This is a genomic window from Sporocytophaga sp. (assembly GCF_017745095.1).
GTDB lineage: Bacteria > Bacteroidota > Bacteroidia > Cytophagales > Cytophagaceae > Sporocytophaga.
Window position 1 is genome coordinate 43,291 of record NZ_JAGHZZ010000005.1, and the last position, 18,652, is coordinate 61,942.

General features: G+C 35.3%; 16 protein-coding genes. 4 read left to right on the plus strand and 12 right to left on the minus strand.

Annotated elements, in window-relative coordinates:
* Nucleotide 1: 1 nt before the first annotated feature.
* Nucleotides 2-3,247: a WG repeat-containing protein gene (locus J7604_RS09090; RefSeq protein WP_293894431.1), complete on the plus strand. Its 3,246-nt coding sequence runs from the start codon at nt 2-4 to the stop codon at nt 3,245-3,247.
* Between the two features lie 285 nt (nt 3,248-3,532).
* Complete coding sequence (locus tag J7604_RS09095) at nt 3,533-4,762, plus strand: hypothetical protein (protein ID WP_293894434.1); 1,230 nt, start codon at nt 3,533-3,535, stop codon at nt 4,760-4,762.
* 62 nt (nt 4,763-4,824) lie between these two features.
* On the opposite strand, the gene J7604_RS09100 is transcribed toward J7604_RS09095, so the two are convergent.
* The 12 genes from J7604_RS09100 to J7604_RS09155 all read right to left on the minus strand — a co-directional run bounded on the left by J7604_RS09100 (nt 4,825) and on the right by J7604_RS09155 (nt 16,955).
* Nucleotides 4,825-5,223, minus strand: coding sequence for an immunity 22 family protein (locus J7604_RS09100; RefSeq protein WP_293894437.1), 399 nt, complete (start codon nt 5,221-5,223; stop codon nt 4,825-4,827).
* A 266-nt stretch (nt 5,224-5,489) separates the two neighbouring features.
* Nucleotides 5,490-6,824 (minus strand): T9SS type A sorting domain-containing protein, encoded by a 1,335-nt coding sequence (locus tag J7604_RS09105; protein WP_293894440.1) that lies wholly within the window; start codon nt 6,822-6,824, stop codon nt 5,490-5,492.
* A gap of 589 nt (nt 6,825-7,413) precedes the next feature.
* Nucleotides 7,414-8,436 carry a T9SS type A sorting domain-containing protein gene (locus J7604_RS09110; protein WP_293894443.1) on the minus strand — a complete coding sequence of 341 codons (1,023 nt, stop codon included), beginning with the start codon at nt 8,434-8,436 and terminating at the stop codon, nt 7,414-7,416.
* A 187-nt stretch (nt 8,437-8,623) separates the two neighbouring features.
* Nucleotides 8,624-8,941 (minus strand): hypothetical protein, encoded by a 318-nt coding sequence (locus J7604_RS09115; protein ID WP_293894446.1) that lies wholly within the window; start codon nt 8,939-8,941, stop codon nt 8,624-8,626.
* Between the two features lie 14 nt (nt 8,942-8,955).
* Nucleotides 8,956-9,507, minus strand: coding sequence for a hypothetical protein (locus J7604_RS09120; protein ID WP_293894449.1), 552 nt, complete (start codon nt 9,505-9,507; stop codon nt 8,956-8,958).
* A gap of 79 nt (nt 9,508-9,586) precedes the next feature.
* On the minus strand, nt 9,587-10,225 hold the full coding sequence (locus J7604_RS09125; protein WP_293894452.1) for a hypothetical protein: 639 nt from the start codon (nt 10,223-10,225) through the stop codon (nt 9,587-9,589).
* 100 nt (nt 10,226-10,325) lie between these two features.
* Nucleotides 10,326-10,997, minus strand: a complete 672-nt coding sequence (locus tag J7604_RS09130) for a hypothetical protein (RefSeq protein ID WP_293894455.1) — start codon at nt 10,995-10,997, stop codon at nt 10,326-10,328.
* A gap of 240 nt (nt 10,998-11,237) precedes the next feature.
* Nucleotides 11,238-13,346, minus strand: coding sequence for a T9SS type A sorting domain-containing protein (locus J7604_RS09135; RefSeq protein WP_293894458.1), 2,109 nt, complete (start codon nt 13,344-13,346; stop codon nt 11,238-11,240).
* A gap of 155 nt (nt 13,347-13,501) precedes the next feature.
* Nucleotides 13,502-14,353, minus strand: a complete 852-nt coding sequence (locus tag J7604_RS09140) for a hypothetical protein (RefSeq protein WP_293894460.1) — start codon at nt 14,351-14,353, stop codon at nt 13,502-13,504.
* A gap of 261 nt (nt 14,354-14,614) precedes the next feature.
* Entirely contained in the window at nt 14,615-15,790 is a 1,176-nt protein-coding gene (locus J7604_RS09145; protein ID WP_293894463.1) for an iron-containing alcohol dehydrogenase, read from the minus strand.
* Entirely contained in the window at nt 15,787-16,086 is a 300-nt protein-coding gene (locus tag J7604_RS09150) for an antibiotic biosynthesis monooxygenase (RefSeq protein WP_293894466.1), read from the minus strand. The genes J7604_RS09145 and J7604_RS09150 overlap by 4 nt, the downstream gene beginning before the upstream one ends.
* A 92-nt stretch (nt 16,087-16,178) precedes the next feature.
* On the minus strand, nt 16,179-16,955 hold the full coding sequence (locus J7604_RS09155; RefSeq protein WP_293894469.1) for an exodeoxyribonuclease III: 777 nt from the start codon (nt 16,953-16,955) through the stop codon (nt 16,179-16,181).
* 344 nt (nt 16,956-17,299) lie between these two features.
* Here J7604_RS09155 and J7604_RS09160 point away from each other — a divergent pair, with 344 nt between their 5' ends.
* Nucleotides 17,300-17,479, plus strand: a complete 180-nt coding sequence (locus J7604_RS09160; protein WP_293894472.1) for a hypothetical protein — start codon at nt 17,300-17,302, stop codon at nt 17,477-17,479.
* A 714-nt stretch (nt 17,480-18,193) separates the two neighbouring features.
* Nucleotides 18,194-18,391, plus strand: a complete 198-nt coding sequence (locus J7604_RS09165; RefSeq protein WP_293894475.1) for a hypothetical protein — start codon at nt 18,194-18,196, stop codon at nt 18,389-18,391.
* Nucleotides 18,392-18,652: the final 261 nt, after the last annotated feature.

The window sequence follows — 18,652 nt, forward strand, 5'->3', positions numbered from 1 at the left end:
AATGAGAAAGATCTTATTCATCTTTATTATAATTTTTTTAAAAGAGCAGGTGATCACTGCCTGCCCTTTACTTCCTGTTAAAAGTAATGGCAAATGGGGATTTGTTGATTGTAACGGAGAGCTGAAAATTAATTTCGATTATGATCGTGTTTCAAATTTTTCAGAAGGTTATTCAATTGTAAGAAAAAATGAAAAGTATGGTGTAATAGATAGAGAGGGGAATGTTGTTATACCATTCGGATATAAAAGTGTTCAGGCGCTTAAATCCGGATTTTTTATTCTTGAAGACTCTGCTTTTGCGCTTGCCAATGTGAATGGAAAAGTATTGACTCCTTTTGTCTATTCTGGTATTCTTCAGATAAATAAATACTCCTTTCTGCTTCAGGATAAAGAGAAAGGCTATCGTTTATTCCATTCAGGCCTGCTTAAGATTTCAAATGACTTATGGAGCAATGCCTCTGAGTTTGATAGCAGTGGATACTTTCAGGTATGGACAATAGATGGGCAAGCAGGTGTAACCGATTCTTTACATAATGTTATAATATCACCTAAGCTCGGAGGAGAGTTTATTAAGACAGGTAATTATTTCGCTTTTAAAAAATATGAGCTGTATAGCTTCTATAACACATTGAATGAAATAGTATCAGGAGATAGAGAATGGAGATATTTTAAAGTTATAGATAAAGATTTTGTAATCGTTTATAATAAGCCAAGCGAGCTTACCTTGTTAAATCTGAGAAATAAAAAATACCTGTTAGAAAAAAGGTATAGTAATTTTTCGATTTTAATGAGCGAGTATATTATCATAAAGAACCTAAACGGAGTAGGTGTGGCTGACACTGCGGGGAGTGTTCTGCATGAACCTGTTTTTGATGCTATTGCTCTTTTAGATAAAGCCCATTTAATAGTAAAAAAAGGTAAACATGTAGGTTTGCTAAACCATAAGGGCAATGTGATTCTTCCTGTCAAGTACGACTTCATTGATCCGTTTAATAGTTTTGGAATGTCGGTTTTTTCTTTGGAGAATAAGCTAGGTTTATTGAAGACGAATGGTAAAGTATTTCAGTTACCACAATATGATGATATGGAAGTTGAAGATAACAGACTTAAATGTTACAGAGGTACTGATCTTGATATTTTTAGCTTCACTCAAAATAATAATCTGGAAGAAAAACTTACCTATCACAATGTTCATAGAATTGTGGTAGGAGGAAGGGTGTATAAGCCATGGAATGGAAACTTTTTCAATACTGTTAATTTTGATACGAATAGTATATCTCTCAATAGTAGAAATGTGCCATTTACAGTGACAAAAGGAGAGCGGTATACTTTAGTGCTCAAGAGACATACCTACGCAGTTAATGCCAAAATAAAAACTTTAATTAAAAACAATTTACATGATGTTACTCATTTAATTGGCATTAAAGAAACAGATAGTGCCAAATATATTGCCAATACAGAGTATTGGGATATTCAGTTGGAAGAGATGGAAAAATATGGCTTGACAAGAGTGATATTGCCAGGTAGCAGACATGGTCTTTTAAAATCGAACGGCCATTTAACAACCCAGCTGAATTTGAAAGTAGGAGGACGTATGGTCAATCAGCTAATTACTTATATTGGTCCTTTTCAGAATGGAGTGGCAAGAGTGAATATTGGTGGTTCTTATGTAAATGGCAACGATATTAATGATGATCGCAGGACCATGTTTGGACATTCCTTGAAAATCGTTGGAGGGCGTTGGGGCTATTTAAATACAAAGGGAAAGATGTTCATTGATCCTAAGTTTGAATATGCCTCAGATTTTATAAATGGCAAAGCAATTATAAGTATAGATAAGAAATATGGTGTTATAGACTCACTTGGAAAATATGTCATTGAGCCTAAATATGGCTTTATTGGCTGGCTACCGGAATCAAAGCATAGATTCTTTCAGCTGCAGGAGATTAAGAAGCTGGAAGGTCTTATAGATGGAAATGGAAAAGTTCTCCTTAAAACTGAATACGAAAATGTGGGAGAGGTGAATGAAAATTTGATCCCTGTTAAGAAAGATGGATTATGGGGCTTTTGCAGCCTGGACGGTAACTTAGTTATAGAATCTGCTTATGCTGAAGTAAATGGCTTTAATGAAGGTCTTTCTGCAGTAAAAAGCAATGGATTATGGGGGTATATTAATTCGGGCGGCCAATATGTGATAGCTCCTGCTTATTCTTCAGCAGGAAACTTTTCTGAAGGTATTGCACCTGTTAAAGATCGTTCAGGATGGAAATATATTGATCATAATGGACAAATAGTTATTCGTGGAAAATTTTCAAGAGCAGAAAGCTTTAAAGATGGAATTGCATTAGTAAAACAAAACAGGAAATGGGGGACTATAAACAGAGATGGTAAAATACTGATCAAACCTCGCTATAAAAATATTACCATGTCAGAAAATCTGGTGCTGGCCCAAAAGAAAAATGGAAAAAGTGTTATTTATGCTTATTCCGGAAAAAAGTTAAATAAGGATGCCTTCAAGCAATTGGGATCACCTTCTGAAGGACAGATGTCATTTGTAAAAGGTAATAAAAATGGCTTTTTAGATACGACAGGAAATGTTGCATTCTATACTAATCATGTGACAAATAGAACAGGCTTTCATGAAGGCCTTGCTTTTGTAAGGATCAAAGGAGGAGGAAGTGGTTTTATAACGTTTGGTGATAGTCTTCAGATCCAGGGTAAGTTTCAGAGTTGCGGACCTTTCTCGGAAGGTTTGGCTGTTTGTCTGGTAAGAGGCCATACAACAGTTATAGATCACTTTGGAAATGTTGTATTTGCACCAGCAAAAGAAACTCAGATAGGCCAATTTTCTAACAATTATCTTGTAGTAGGAAACAAGTTTTATAATAAGTCCGGAGAGATGGTATTAAAGGCTAATAAGGCTGAATCTTTTAAAAACAATCGGGCAATTATAGGGCTTGAGGAGAAGGTTGCCGGAACCGATCAAAGGATGTTCAGGAATGAATTGCTGGATATAAATTTAACACCAATAGCTTCCTATACAACCATTGTTCCTCAGGAAAGCGGCTATTATACGATCTCTACTGAATCTAACAATGGATTGGCAGAGTCTAACGGAAATATATTACTGCCATGTAAGTTCCAAAACATTAAATATGTTGGAAACAATATATTCAGAATAGAGAATTACGGTAATTTCGGATATATAAGACAGGATGGATCGTGGATATGGAAACCGGAATTGTAAAGCTCAACAGTGTAAGCAAGGACAATGGAAACTGCAATTGCAACATAAAAGTGAACTAAATTCATTAGTCATAATTATTAATGAATATAAAGAAGTATTTATTTTTCATAGAATTGAACTTAATCCTATTAGCTGCAATTCTGAGGGAATACCTTCTGATTAATTTTTAATATTAATAATCCAAAACATACTTTCACATGCTGAAAGGCTGCATTCACAAACTGCTCAGCCTTCCCAAACCAGCATTGTCTATATTCACTTCTGTTAGACTAAAGTATAGATCATATGCCTCCTATTGTCCTCACAGAGCAAATTCAGCTATTCTTAAAACATCCAAGTTTCCTGCCTCAAAATGTGCCTCTTGCACAATTGCCTGAGCCTTTTAATATATATGTAGATTTGTTGAATTCAATGTATCTGTGGAATAGCAAGGAGCGGGGAGGTGTCAGAAGTTTCGTTTATGAAACTCTTTTAGATGTATCCATCACTGATACTGAAATAGATGCTTTGAATTATTGGGAGCAAGAAAAGCTCCTTTCTGTATTAACATTGCTTGCACATTGCTATCGCTGGAACTATCTGCCTCCTGAGCCTGAAGAATTTCAAAAACAACAGATGGAATTTCCTGATCCAATCTGGAAGCCTTTAACTTACCTTGCTGACAAGCTAGAACACCCTCATTGCGGCACATTGTGGAGCATTATGCTCATGAATTTTCAGATAAATGGGCAAGCCCCTGGAACAAACATTCTGATAGACAAAATACAATTTAATGATCTTTCCTTAATCCATAACTGGCTTTGCAAGGAATTTCAAGGACAGTTGGAACACTGGATAAAAATCTTCATAATGACTGAAGTGGTTGGTACTACCGCTAACAAAGCCTGTATGAATATATTGAATGCAATGATAGAAAATGATAAAGAAATGCTTGCCAATGCTTTGGACATGCTATATGAAGGCATCCTTGGTATAACCACTGTCTTTAACAGAGAAGTAAGGGGGCAAAAGCTTAATATGGAACAATGGCGCGAGCATATCCAGCCTTCTTTCGTCTGGGGATTGAAGGATACTCAAAGCCAAAGTCTTCTTGAAGGGGTAAGTGGTTTGCAGATTGGCTGTATTCAGCTGATAGATCTCATTCTGGGACTGGAAATGGAATCTACAATGGGTAAAGCAATGATTGCCTCCAGAAAGTATTTCCCAAAACATAGCCGGGAGTTTTTAGAAGCACTTGAACCCTATAGATATAAACTTAAGTCTTTTTTGAAAAGAAAAGATGACCAGGATCTATATGCTAGATACAATCATTGTATAGATGCACTTGAAAACTATAGGGTTAGTCACAAGCAGAGAGGCAAAGTGTATATCAAAGGAGATGGAAGTCCTCGAAGTATCACTACAACAGGACTATCTGTGCAAAATTCATTTGAAGCTATAAAGCAGTTTGACAAAGATATGGAAGAGAGAATACAGGAGACAGTAAAAGAAAAGATTACTCATCAGGATTGGTAATACATTCTGAATTGCTCTATATGCTTAGCATTGTTTTAATAGTTAAAGCAGTATTATTATTGTTAAATGTAATATTCAATTTGTCCGATATATTGCAATGAATACTCAGAAGTTGATATAGACACAGGCTTTTTGATCCTGCCTTTAGTAATGAATACAATAGTATTAATTTTCTTTAAATCTGATTCTTTAGCTTTTCCAGATAGCTCTGTTATCCACTGATCAGAATATGAGTACTTTTTAAACCTTTCTATAAAAGTTCCATTCCCATCTTCAAATCCGCTTTCCATAAAGTCGTGATCAATCCAATTTTCACTCTGACTTTCTGCAAATTTGGAAATGTATTTTTCTTCAATATCATCTTCGTCTTGATAGAAGTCAGGATTTTCCCCAAAAAAATTAAAGTATTCATCTTTGCTATCAAAACTTCCAATCCAAAAGTCTGAAACTTCTTTTCTCATCAGGTTAGTTTCTTAAAGTTATTCGAAGTAAGCTGTTTATTGATCAGCTAATATTAATATCTCATAATTATAAAAATAATTATTGTTATCACAAAGAGAAATTGATTATCTGGGAAGCATTTATGTATCGCATAGGACCCTTTTAAGGTCAGTAAATCAATGGTGAAGATTCTTATATGGTTGAGTCTATTCAAATGTTTTCAAACCAAAACAAAAAGCTCATTGATCTTTCGACCAATGAGCTCACTTTGTCATAACACCTGTACTTAATAAATCATAATTCTTCCTTTGGACACAATGGATCCGTCAGCATTCACTACTGTATAGAAGTGTATTCCGGAATCAAGTGTCGCAGGAAGTAAAGTAATTCCACCTGTAATAGTTTGTGTAGAAACTAGGTTTGCTGAATCATAAATATTTAAGGTGAAAGTTTCGGTAACATCAGCATCTACTGCAATGGTTGCTTCCCCTGCATTAGATGGATTTGGTGCTATGACTGTATGTACCTTTGGAGGAAGTATGGCAATTTTTCCTCTAGATACTTTATATCCTTCAACGCTAATAAGCTCATAATAATAAAATCCTGAAGCAAGAGTTGGCAAGCTGTTAGATCCTCCACTAACAGTTAAGGTTTGTACCAGACTATCGCTGAAAGTATAAATGTTTAATGTGAAAGATTTCGTTGCGTCTGCAATTATCTTGATGGATAAGGTATCCCCGGCGTGAGTGATATAAGGATGTACAAAACTTTTGATTGTAGGTGCTTTTACAATTATTTTACCTCCTGACACAATATAGCCTTGCGCGTCTTCCAGTGCATAGGAATAAACTCCCACCGAAAGAACAGGAAGTACATTTGCTCCGCCATGAACACTCAATGTGTTTAATATAGCACCGGCAGTATCAGCAATAGTTAATGTAAAACTTTCGGTCGGCGATGCAAAAACTAAAAGAGAGACTGTATCTCCAACTACTGAAGGATTGTATTTTACAAGTGAAATCACCCTTGGCGTTTTTACATTTATTTTCCCTTTTGATACTGTCTTTCCATCAGCATTCACTAGAGAATAAGTATAGTTGCCCACCGACAATTGAGGCAATAGAGAAGTGCCTCCGGTTACTGTTAAAGTGTGTAAAATTACGTCACCTGTGTCTGCTATTGTAAGCGTGAAAGATTCTGAAGCAGGGGCTTCAATCTTAATGGAAACCGTGTCTCCTACAGTAGAAGGGTTAGGGAATACAATAGTTCTTACCCTTGGTTCTTTTACTATAATAGCACCAAACGAAACTTTTTTGCCATCGGTGTCTGATACTATATATTGGTATACTCCGACATTAAGGAGGGGTAAGGTTGTTTTTCCCCCGTTAACATTCAGATTAATGCTATCTGCATCATTAAAAATAGCAACTGAAAATGTATCAGTTGCAGCAGCATGAACTTTTAATACTAATGTATCTCCCACTGTAGATGGGTTGGGATATACGCTGCTTATTACATTCTTAAAGCCATACCAGCCATGCTTCTGAGCATTGACATTGATGGAATAAACGAATACAATCACCAGCACAAGCAATTGCTTAAAGTAGATTTTTGCGTTCATAGTTTTTGTTGTTAGTTGTGTTGTTTTTTTATCAAGACTGAGTCGAAAAAAAAAACGTAGCCTGGTGGAATAAAAAAATATTTATAAAAAATCAATGTTACTTCATATAAATGATGTTTTAATATTTTAGTTGTCATTGATGCTTTCGGATTTGATGTGGTTTTAAATAGATAAGGGAAGGAAGCATTCAATGATATAATAAGTATTGTATGATATATATGAGAATTTGAAATACTAGAAATTATAACTGTATTTTAATTTTATCATTTCTGAATACTACTAGATCATAGTGTGATTTAAAATAATTATTGCTGAATGAAGCCCTTGTTTAAGGCCGTCTGATTGTTCTCACATTTTTTTGAAAACTAAACAACTAAGCTGTTATATATTGGCAAAATACTCGTCAGCTTTGATAGAACAGGTGATACGGAGATGTGGTGGATCTTTGAGACGAAATAAATCAAAAAGTAAAAGCTTACTCCTCATAATAAGTCTCGTTGAATAAGCGGATTCTGTTTTTTATATAAAATAAAAGTCCTGTCTTAATGAAACAAAACATAAGACAGGACTTTTATTTATTCTGAAGTGCTTATAGCTTTACGATTTTCTTAACAGCTTTTCCTTTGTCCGAAGATACTTCAAGGAAGTATAAACCATTTTTTAGATCTGAGATATCAATGTTGTGGCTTTCACCTTTTGCAGCATAGATGCTGTTTTCCTTTACAATAGCCCCACTTTGTTCTGTAATCTTTAATATATAATTATCAGAAGCAAGATCTTTAAAGTCGACAGATATGATGTCTGACGCTGGGTTAGGACTTACAGATAATTTTAGATTCTGTAGGTATGCGTTTTTATTTGAAGTTAAGGAAGCTGGATCATATGCAGTTATTGCGCTAAATGAAGTTTCTCCTTCAGGACCATTAACCGTTGCTTCCACAATACCAAATAAAGGTAAAGTATATCCTGGAATAAAGTATCCATATGCATCAATGGTTGTGGAATGAGTCCCGAATCCCTGTATTTCGTAATTGGAGATACCGGATATTTTAATTCGAATTACATTGTTGAATGTTCCAAAGGAAGTTTTTAAAGTGCCATAACCATCATAAGTATTGGTATTACTTCCTGATTCAATATATGAATATTCTCCAATGGTTATACTTCCATAATAATCATCTGTTTGTGTCTCATTATAAGCAAAGGGAGCTTTAAAGGTGGTTTTAGGATCGGAATAAACCATCGTTGAAGGGAATGCATCTTCAGCTGAATCATAATATCCAAGTTCAACTTCCTCGGTTGATGTATAATTATAATAAGTGGTAATTTCGTCTGAATTTTCTATAAAATTTGCTGTTGGAAAGGCCGATGCATTAGACGGATTCGCAAAGAAATACGTTTGAATGCCAGCAGATTCTTCAGGAAAAGTAATCTCTGAAAAATCCCAATATTGATTGGCTCCGCCATTTCCCGGAGATACAGTAACGTCTTCCAGCGTATAAGATTTAAAAATTTGTCCGTCCTTTGGAGTAATGATAGAGTTAAATTCAGGCTGGGCCTGTGCTACATAAGTTCCCAAAAAAGCTGTGAATACAATAAAAAGTCTTTTCATTTTGTGGTATTTGTTTTGTTTAATTATAAATAAATATTAAAGATATATTTTTTTAGTTAAAAACTCTCTTTTCTTATTAAGAAATAAGAAGAATAGTTGGCCAAATATAAGATGGGGAAGGTTTTACTGGATATCTAAAAAAAATAATTACAGGTTCCTTCTCATTTTTTTAAATTGCTAGTATTAACTATCGTTTCACCAACTCTTCAATGAAAATCCAATCCTTATATTCCATACCACACTCTTGAATTGCATCCTTTATAAGGTCGATTCCTTTTTGATCAATAGTAAATCCTATTTCGTAAAGATTGTCTAATAGGTTTTCTAATCCTGTTCCCCATTCGTTATGGTCAATGAAGTCGGATGTTTCAGATATGAATTGTTTTATCAATTCTTTTTCTGTTTTCTGAAATCCTTCAACTGCTCTGTCAGATGAATTTTGACTTAAGAGTTTAATGTGTCCAAGGAAATTCCTAGTCTTTATTTGTGTTTTTGATTCGAACATTAAAACAAAAGTGATTATTCGTTTCTTGTAAATATTTCTGCACCTGCAGAACCAAAAATTCCAACGTGCTTTTCATTGGGTGAAAAACCATATGTCATTGTTGTATATTCAAGTCTTATGAGTGATATCAGGGTGAATTGTTTCCAGTATATACTATTGTTCTTACTTGTCTTAAAATTTTGGATTCCCACAATTTGCTCTCCCAGCGAAGGAGTAAATGAATCTAAGCTCCATTGATCAGATGTTGTATGATTTCCATTTCCTCCTCTAAGTCCGAATACTTTAATGGTTTGTTTAAGTTCGTCAATAGTAAATTCAAGATTATCATTTGAAAATTTACTCATTGCAATATCATCTTCATCATAGTTCCTTATTTCACGAAGCCCTGATGTTGGGTCGGATACAGAATAACCATCTGCTGAAAGTAAAAATACCTTATTGTCAAGTGTCCATCCACTTGCTATTATACCGGCAGCAGGTATAACAACTCTATTTGTCCACGGCAATGGGGGCTCTTGTACAAAGTCTGTTAATAATTCTGGTTTCTTTTTTTTGAAAAGATTCATGTATGGATTTATTACTATTAGTTTGTCATCTGAGAAGATATTGTTTCCAATTCAACAGATCTTATATATTCCTTTTATTTTATTGCTTGTTTAATTTATTTTTAATGATAAAGTGAACTGGAATTGCTTGAAACACTCCTCCAGCTAAAAACAATGCTTGGTTTGAAATAAAACCTTTTAGCAACAAGGAATATATTAATAAGCCCATTCCTCCTGCCATTATTAGTATATTTATAATATAGATAATTTTTAAATATCCACCTTCTTTAAGTGCATCCCAACTATCAATTACTCTAACTCTGGTCATTCTGTGCAGAAACCCTGTAAATTCCAATGAATCGTTTGTGTTAGACTTTAAATTACAAATTGAAACTTTCTGATTGATAGTAGTGATTTTTCTGACAGAATCTCTATCAATCACTATTACTCTGATGTCTTTTAAGTGTATATCACTTATTGGAGGATAATTGAAAAAAAGTTTTTTCTTAAATGTAAATTGCAACTTATCTTCTATTAATGTTACGGTGAGACTTGCAGGAACATAATATATAGATAGGCCATTTAGAATAATCATCAAAAATATTGGAGTAATATTCTTCATGACAATATTTTCAATTAATTGAGTTGAATAATAGGAAGCAACCATAGATATCCCAAAAATAAAAAGTGCAGTTAAAACCCTTGATTCTCGTGCTACTTTGAACTCAAACCTTTTCATTGATCTAGATATTTTTTTATTACTCTTTAATCGTGTATTTCAACATATCAATAACTAACATATCATGATATTTTCTTTGAATAGAGCAGTCACGGGATATTCATTTAAACGTCGCCTCTCTCGTTAATTTACTTTTGTTTATGCCAAGATCATCACTAAACAAGTCTATCAATACTTTTTCAACTTCATGCTTGTTAAATGTCTTTGGATTACGTCTTGATTTCAGATAGTTTTCTCTTGTAATCTTCTCAGTGAGCTCACCAACAGTTTGCAGGCTAAGTACATTAGCAGTTTTAAATGCTAACCAAAATCCGGATATAGAAAGAGCCAGGCCTGCCAAACTGATAGGTGATTTAATGAAAAGTCCGGCAAGGGATACAACTGACAAAATCAAAAGAGTTATGAATACCCAATAAGGTGGTCTTAAAATATGAAGCTTGAAATCTAAGATCATCTCCATATCTTTTATTCTGGAACGTCTATTGTTACTCGGTAGAATGGATGCAAGAGTAGTTTCGGGAGTAATTACCTCAGGACTAATATGAAGTGATTGGGTAATTGTCTTACGCAGCTTATAAAACGCCTGCTGGCTTGTACAGTCGTCTGAGTGAACGAGTTGAATCTTGTTGATAATATGATCACAAAGTTCTCCGAATGTCTTCAGATGGAATAGTTCATCATCAGTGAATTCTATGTCAAATGAGCTCTCAACTTTTCTAAGAGTGTCATCAATGTCCTCAGAGTCGGTGTCTTTAAGTTCGAATTCTTTCATTTTTTAGTCTGATTAATATACATGACTATCATACTTTTATTTACCCACCTTTCTAAGATACCTGTTTAAGAAGCAATAATCAAGGATGCAAAGTGTTAAAGGAGTTGGAAAAATGCTCTGTTTTTTCAACCCATTGACTTAGAGTATGGAGGGAGAGGAGGATATAGAATGGGTTTCTCAAATAAAACAGCCAGTAGAGAAACTGGCTGTTTTGTATGTTTATATTATATCATAGTAATTTTATTCTATTACTATTTTTTCATGGAAGTACTCTCCATTTAAGTGTAAAGATAGAATATACATTCCTCCTTTTATTCCTGCTAAAGGAATTGTAATTGTATCACTTTGTTGTTTGTCAAAAGGGACCTGATTGATGACTTGTCCGGACAATGTTGCAACAGATGCCCAGCCATTTCCGCTTGTATTGAAAGTGTTATTTATGAAAACTATATCTTTAGCTGGCTGTGGATATACTGAAAGTTTTTTCAGCGTGTTTGGAGTTAAACCAGCAACAATAGCTGAGTTAATTTCTGTACTCACAGTATCTGTTATAATAGGATCATTAAAATCAAAATATATAGCAGCATAATTTCTGATTACACTTCCATCAGTAAGAGTGCTTTTTAGTTTAAGCTTGAATCTTACATATCCATGACTCTCAGGTTCATTTTTAGTGCTGTCCGGAAGGTTGATGTTATTAAATGTCCAGCGTAGTGCTTTGCCTCTTTGAAGAAATTCATAGTTATGGCTTGCACTGATAAGTTCTACAGAAGAGAGATCAAACTTATCTTCAAGAGTATCACGGACGATTACTGTAAATGCAGTATCTGTTCCTGTATTTTGAAAACGGATTGTATAATCGAGGAATTGACCCTGAAGAATCTGAGTATCACTTATCGGACCTTTCGGAGAAACAGCTTTATCATTCGGGTCATATGATCCTGTAATAAGAGAGGTATGACTTACTTGATTAGAAAGTAGTATGTTCTCTTCAGAATTTCCTTTGCCTTTGGCAGAAACGATGTATTCGGTGCCGATTAGATCAGTTTCTGCAGGTACTTGAAAATATACTCTAATTTCTTTTTTCTCGCCAGGTGCAGCGCTGCCTAGGTCCCATGTCAAAGCATTATTGATGTGACTTGAAAATTGTACATCCGTTTTTATGAAATCTAAAAGAGAAGGATAGTTAAATGAAAGCAAAGCATTATTCACATAATTATTCCCTGAATTTTGAAGCGTAATTTTATATCCAGTGATAAATCCTGGCCTTGGGAAAGAAATCGGTGTTATCGCAACTTTAAGGTTATTGACTGGCTCTAAATAGGGAACTGGGAACTCATAGATAGAATCAGGATCTGTAACAATATGTTGTATGTCGCTGCGAAAAAGAATATCCTTATCAAGCTCCAGACTATGAACTCCTGCTCCAAGCGCCACTGCGTATACGCCTTTATGGTTTGTTTCTACCACAATTGTCCCTCGATCTGCGCTTACTTTTACATTTGCCACACCAGGTTCATTGTCATCTCTGATTAGATTATTGTTCCTGTCAACAAAGACAATACCTTTTATGTGGGGATATGAAGTGCATCCATTAACGTTTTCTGCTACGCAGATCTCATCCGTAGGACTTTGAAATTCATTTAATGTTGAAGGTATGTTTGGTAAGCAGGTTAATGGATTGCCTTTGCAATATAGTTTTACCAAGTCTGGCATCCTAGGCAAGCATTTCAATTTGTTATTAGAAACAGATACCACCTTAAGTTTACTTGGAAAATAACCGATGGCATCAATATTGTTGCTTGAAATATCCAGTAGTGTCAGACTTACGGGTAGTGCAGGTAGTGTTGAAATTGAGTTGTTAGGCACCAGCAGATGTTGAAGTTTAGGTAACTGAGGAAGAGCCGAAAGCTTGGCATTTGCACAGTGTAAAATAAAGAGTGGTGCCGGAAGTTGCGGCAGGGATGTCAATGGATTGTTGTCACAAATTAGAATCTCCAGCTTCTCTGGCAAAGCGGGTAATTGTGTTATATTATTGTTAGCACAATAAAGGTCGACAAGGTTTTTAGGTAATTCTGGTAAGGCATTTAACTTATTATTTCTGCATAAAAGACCAGAGATGCTTTGCATATACTGAATTCCTTCAAGGCTTTCAATCCCAAGACTGTCTAACCGAATGTACCCGGTAATTGTGTCAGCACATGCAATCTTCAGTGAGTCAGATTCTATGCATTGAGGATATTTTTGTTGAATGTAATTTTTAAATATAAGATCCGGAATCGCCGCTCTCTGGCCATAGGAAAAATTGAAAATAAGTAAAAGGATAATTAACAGTAACTGTTTTTTCATAATTGGTTATAGATTAAAAATTTGATAAAAAAGAAATTTGATGTAAATCAAAATGGTATTTCATCGCTAATGCGCTATAAATATATGAAAATAAAGCAGACTAATGGTAGGCAATAAAAAAAGGGATCAATAAGATCCCTTTTTTATGATTTCTATTATTTATTCTTCGCGTCCGTCACGCCCGGGTCTAATACGAATTTAGCATCTCCGACTTTTATTGGTTTCATTTTTGATTCCGTAAAAGTGTCTTTCCATACAATGTTCATAGTGGCAAACTGCATATCTACAGTTTTACCCGGGATATGCCAGACTCCAACAACTTTAGCATTTTCTCCAGGAAGTACCAGGTCCACTTCATTTTTTCTGTTTTCGTTAGCAAACTCCTGGCCATTTTCTGTTTTTAAAACCAACTTGTTTGCTTCAATTTTACCAACATCCGAACCGCTATAATTACATTTGAAGTGAACAGCAGTTTCCTTCGTTTCTTTTTTTACTTTCTCCAGGTTACAAGTAAAACCTCCTGCCTGGAAATCATTTTTTGAAGCTGGTAATTGAAAGTCAGGAGCGCTGAGCTTTTTACCTTCTGAGGAAATTCTGTAAAAACCATCTAAAATTAAGGTAAGCTTTTCCACATGGAAGTTTTGGCCTCCACTCACTTTAAGGATTTTTGTTTCTGTGGCTTTCGGGTCGATCACCATATTCATACTCTGAAACATTCCGCCTCCAGTGGCATGCTCTTCCCCGAATTCATATTTAAATGTAGGCTCATTGCCTTTGAAATAGATAAAGTCTTCAGTCTTATTGGTGATCTTTAGTTTTACCTGAGTAAAGGCCTGCTGAGAATGCGCATCAATGAATTCGATATGCAATACGTCGGTATCTATCGGTTCTACCTTATAATGATTTTCATGCTTAGGATCGCTGGGTTTCCTTTGTGCCTGCGCTGTCATAACAAGTGAAACAGCGAACAAGGCTGCTAGCATCTGTTTGAAAAAAGGTTTTCTCATTGGTTTGGGTTGTGGTTTATTAATTTGGTTTTTTACTACGTTTAATTAAGTAAAATGATACATTTTAATCAATAACCTAAGATTTTAAATTTTGCTTTGTTTGGGTGAAATATTCTTAGTGTTCAGGAAGGGATACAATTGCTATTCTAGGGTATCCTCGTTGATTCAAAGGGGCTATTGAAGAAAAGAGCAACAGTTTGAGCAACAGCAATAAAATATTTCAGAAATGCCTTGCTGTTGCTCAAACTGTTACCTGGAAAATTACAATGCCATTTCCAATGCTTTCGCCATTTGTTCAGGACTCAGCTTTACAGGATTATTTTTATTGTCAGATCCTGTTACTATCCGGTCAATGTCTTTACCTGTTAAGTTAAATGCAGACAGTTTTGGTATTTCCAATCTCTTTGTTAGCTCATCGATCTGGGTTAAAATAAACTCGATATAATAGGCATCAGACTTATTTTTATCCTTTGAAAATAACTTTCCTACTTCAGCATATTTTTGCAAAGCAATGTTATCAGGATCTTTTTGCTGAAGGCTTTTCACTGTTATATTGTTGACAGGTCCCATTAATGCACTGCAAATTACACCATGAGGGATATCAAAGTATCCACCGATGGTGGAAGCAAAACCATGCACTGTACCTAAACCTGCATTAGCAAGGGTAATACCTGAGATCAATGAAGCGTAAGCCATATCTGTGCGGGCTCCAATATCCGTCTTTCCATTTTCATAGCAATTAACTAATGAGGCTGAAATTCTTTTTAATCCTTCTAAGGCAAGAGAATCAGTCATCGGATTGGCGTTGGTAGATAGAAATGATTCCAGCAATTGAGTAAATGCATCCATGCCAGTATACGCTGTTATGTGCTTGGGGCAGGATAAAGTCAGATCAGGATCTACAATTGCCAGATCAGGAACAAAATTATCATGTCGCAAAGATTTTTTAAATCCTTGTTCTCCTACCTCAGACAATACGGCGTTTTTCGTTGCTTCACTTCCTGTACCTGAAGTTGTAGGGACAGCAATAAAGGGTACCTTATTCCCGGAATGAGTCCGAGTGCCGACACCTTCAAGAAATAATTGAACAGATGCTTTTTCCCTCAGCATGGCAGATATAGCTTTACCTGCATCCAGAACACTTCCACCACCAATAGCTACAACTACCTCTATATTTTTCTCCTGAAAATTTTTAACACATTCATCCACAAGTGAAGGAGAGGGTTCTTTATCAATTGTGAAATGATCCCAGGTAATGCCATTGTTAGAGAAATCATCCTGTAATTTCGCCCAGGTTTTACTATTAATAAAAGAAGCAGCACCTGTTATAATAAGGACATGTTTACCGTAGGCTTTTACAGCTTTAGGAAGAACGGATATTTTTCCTGATCCGAATTGAATGGCAGGGTTGCGTGCAAATACAAATGGTGCAATCATGAATTTTGTGGAAATAATATTTGATGTTTTACCCCTTCTCTTGGTTTAGCCATAAATGAAGCTACAGTATCACGCCAGGTGAGGTAATGGCTGGTTTCTTTATGTGCAGCCGCAGCCGCTTCGCTGGCATAGGCTTCATAAAATACAAATTTTGAGGGATCCGAAGCATCCTGTAATATATCAAATCTAAGATTACCTGCCTCTTTAACGGAACCCTCGTGATTCTTTTTTGTAGCGGCAATAAAAGCTTCTACAAACTCAGGCTTTACAAACACATGTACAATAGTTGCAATCATAGTTGTGAATATTTTTATTGTTAATAATGGTCAATTTAATTTCCAATGTCATTTAATATTTAAGATCATCCTATTGCTTTCCGCTTTCCGCTTTAAAACTCTATCTTCAACTCAACCGGGCAATGGTCTGACCCCATGAATTCATTGCTTACTATTGCCTCTTTTACCTGATTGATCAATGAATTGCTTACCACGAAATAATCTATTCTCCAGCCAACATTTTTTGCCCGGGAATTGAAAAAGTTACTCCAGTAGGTGTATTTGATTTCATCCGGATGAAGCATCCTGAAGGTGTCTGAAAAACCGGAATTAAGCAATCTGTTAAATCCGTCTATCTCTCTTTGAGTATATCCTGCAGACTTATTATAGTTCTTTTTCGCATTGGCTATATCCTTTTCCGTATGTGCTACATTGAGGTCTCCAGCAATGATCACAGGTTTTTTAGAGTTTAGGTGCAGAACGTACTTTAAAAAATCAGCATCCCACTTTTCGCGGTAATCAAGACGTTTTAATCCTTCTCCTGAGTTTGGCACATAGACTGTTACAAGGAAAAAATTATCATACTCTGCTGTGATAACCCTTCCTTCCTGATCGTGTTCTTCAATATTCATATCATAAGTCACGCTTATTGGAATAAATTTGGTAAGAATTGCAGTGCCGGAATAACCCTTTCTTGCCTTTGATGCATTTCCATAAACCTTATAATTAGGCAGCATGGCACACAATGTTTCCACATCATGAACTCCGGCTTTCGTTTCCTGCAAGCACAGTATATCAGGATTCAAGGTGTTAATGTCTCTTACAAAATCCTTCTTCATAATGGAACGGATGCCATTTACATTCCAATTGACCAAATGCAGTAAAGCCATATCAATAAATTTCGAAATCGAAGTTAATTATAGAATCAATAAAGAAAAATTAAAATAAATCAAAAAAAATAGCTCTTTCATTCGACTTGAATTCTAAAAAATAAGTATAAATTTTATTCATTCGGTAAGTAAAAAAAGAAATTATTACTTGTAAAATGGAATTACAAGCTTGCAAATTGAAATTACAAGCAAGTAATTTGAATTTACAAATCTGCAAACTGAAATCACAAGCTTGCAAAACCGAAATACAAGTCTGCAAACTGAAATTACAATCTTGGAAAATGAAATTACAAGTCTGAAAATGGAAATTACAAACTAGGAATAGGAAATTCTGAGAGAGGGAAATGGCAGACAATCGACTTTTCTTCATAATTTTTTTTGAAAACGAGGATTACTTTGATAGACAATTATCCTTTGTCACAGGCTCAGAGGTCTTACAATGGAATTTACAAGCAGAAGACTGTCAGGTTGGCGAATTTTCCAACACCATCAACATCACTGTCACCAGACAGATTGAGGTGTAGGGGAGCTTTTGTTTGTTTGAATTGATCCGAACCACCAGGGTGCTTTGAGTCTTGGTGGTTTTGTTTTTTGGGGGTAGGGAAAAGTCCAGGTATGAGACCTGGTCGGGCAACACCATTATTCTTAAGTTAATGAATAGTGATACAATCGCTAATCTCGGAAATCCTCGTTGAATAAACGAGGACAATTGGGTATAGTATAGTTTTTTTCTTTTCTGTGGTGTCGGGTCTTTCGACCCGACACATTTTAAATTATTGATTGATTAAAAATAATTTCTATAATCCGAAATTCTTAATCTGGGTTGATGGAGTGTCAGGTCGAAAGACCTGACACCACGGGAAGCTAGAAAACTTAGAATTGTAAGAAATCCAAATATTATTGTTGAAACTATAAAAATCCAAATATTGAATTTCTTCATTAATCAGAGTAATCATTTAAGTGGCACATAACGTATGGGGTGTTGACGTGGCGGGTTTTAAAGCGCTTCACTATCCACCGTTGCTGCCCTAACACGCCATATAAGAATAAATAAAAAAGTGCGGTGTTTAAAGCTCTGCCCTCGAAATCTTCATCATCACCCCGCCATGGCCACAACCTGATGTTATAAGCATACCTTTTTATTTATATTTCTGTGTTGTCGGGTCTTTCGACCCGACACATTTTAAATTATCGATTGATTAGAAATAATTTCTATAATCCGAAATTCTTAATCTGGGTTGATAGAGTGTCAGGTCGAAAGACCTGACACCACGGGAAAAGACCTGACACCACGGGAAATTAAAAGTCTTAACAACAAAGAATCTAACAGAGTATTGTTTGAGGAAGTTGTTTTTACCCTTCAAATTAAGAGCCTTAACAACAAGAAAAACTTTTACCCAATGGAAAATAAAGGTTGTTCTCACCCTTCAAATTAAGGGGCTTAAACAACCATCCAGGTTGTGAATCTCAATACTTAGGTGTTGTTCTTACCATTCAAATTAAAGACCTTAGCAACAGTATTTTATTGATGATGTAAGAGAATATAGTTGTTTTTACCCATCAAATTAAGAGCCTTAACAACTGATAGAGATAGGAGAAAACCTAAATGAGGTTGTTATTACCCTTCAAATTAAAAGACTTAACAACAGAGGTTGAAAGAATCTAACAAAGTAGTGTGTTGTTTTCACCCCTCAACT

Excerpts from the sequence above, each read along its gene's own strand:
- J7604_RS09090 (WP_293894431.1), top strand. The coding sequence starts at position 2 with ATGAGAAAGATCTTATTCATCTTTATTATAATTTTTTTAAAAGAGCAG.
- J7604_RS09095 (WP_293894434.1), top strand. The coding sequence starts at position 3,533 with ATGCCTCCTATTGTCCTCACAGAGCAAATTCAGCTATTCTTAAAACAT.
- J7604_RS09100 (WP_293894437.1), bottom strand. The coding sequence starts at position 5,223 with ATGAGAAAAGAAGTTTCAGACTTTTGGATTGGAAGTTTTGATAGCAAA.
- J7604_RS09105 (WP_293894440.1), bottom strand. The coding sequence starts at position 6,824 with ATGAACGCAAAAATCTACTTTAAGCAATTGCTTGTGCTGGTGATTGTA.
- J7604_RS09110 (WP_293894443.1), bottom strand. The coding sequence starts at position 8,436 with ATGAAAAGACTTTTTATTGTATTCACAGCTTTTTTGGGAACTTATGTA.
- J7604_RS09115 (WP_293894446.1), bottom strand. The coding sequence starts at position 8,941 with ATGTTCGAATCAAAAACACAAATAAAGACTAGGAATTTCCTTGGACAC.
- J7604_RS09120 (WP_293894449.1), bottom strand. The coding sequence starts at position 9,507 with ATGAATCTTTTCAAAAAAAAGAAACCAGAATTATTAACAGACTTTGTA.
- J7604_RS09125 (WP_293894452.1), bottom strand. The coding sequence starts at position 10,225 with ATGAAAAGGTTTGAGTTCAAAGTAGCACGAGAATCAAGGGTTTTAACT.
- J7604_RS09130 (WP_293894455.1), bottom strand. The coding sequence starts at position 10,997 with ATGAAAGAATTCGAACTTAAAGACACCGACTCTGAGGACATTGATGAC.
- J7604_RS09135 (WP_293894458.1), bottom strand. The coding sequence starts at position 13,346 with ATGAAAAAACAGTTACTGTTAATTATCCTTTTACTTATTTTCAATTTT.
- J7604_RS09140 (WP_293894460.1), bottom strand. The coding sequence starts at position 14,353 with ATGAGAAAACCTTTTTTCAAACAGATGCTAGCAGCCTTGTTCGCTGTT.
- J7604_RS09145 (WP_293894463.1), bottom strand. The coding sequence starts at position 15,790 with ATGATTGCACCATTTGTATTTGCACGCAACCCTGCCATTCAATTCGGA.
- J7604_RS09150 (WP_293894466.1), bottom strand. The coding sequence starts at position 16,086 with ATGATTGCAACTATTGTACATGTGTTTGTAAAGCCTGAGTTTGTAGAA.
- J7604_RS09155 (WP_293894469.1), bottom strand. The coding sequence starts at position 16,955 with ATGGCTTTACTGCATTTGGTCAATTGGAATGTAAATGGCATCCGTTCC.
- J7604_RS09160 (WP_293894472.1), top strand. The coding sequence starts at position 17,300 with ATGGCAGACAATCGACTTTTCTTCATAATTTTTTTTGAAAACGAGGAT.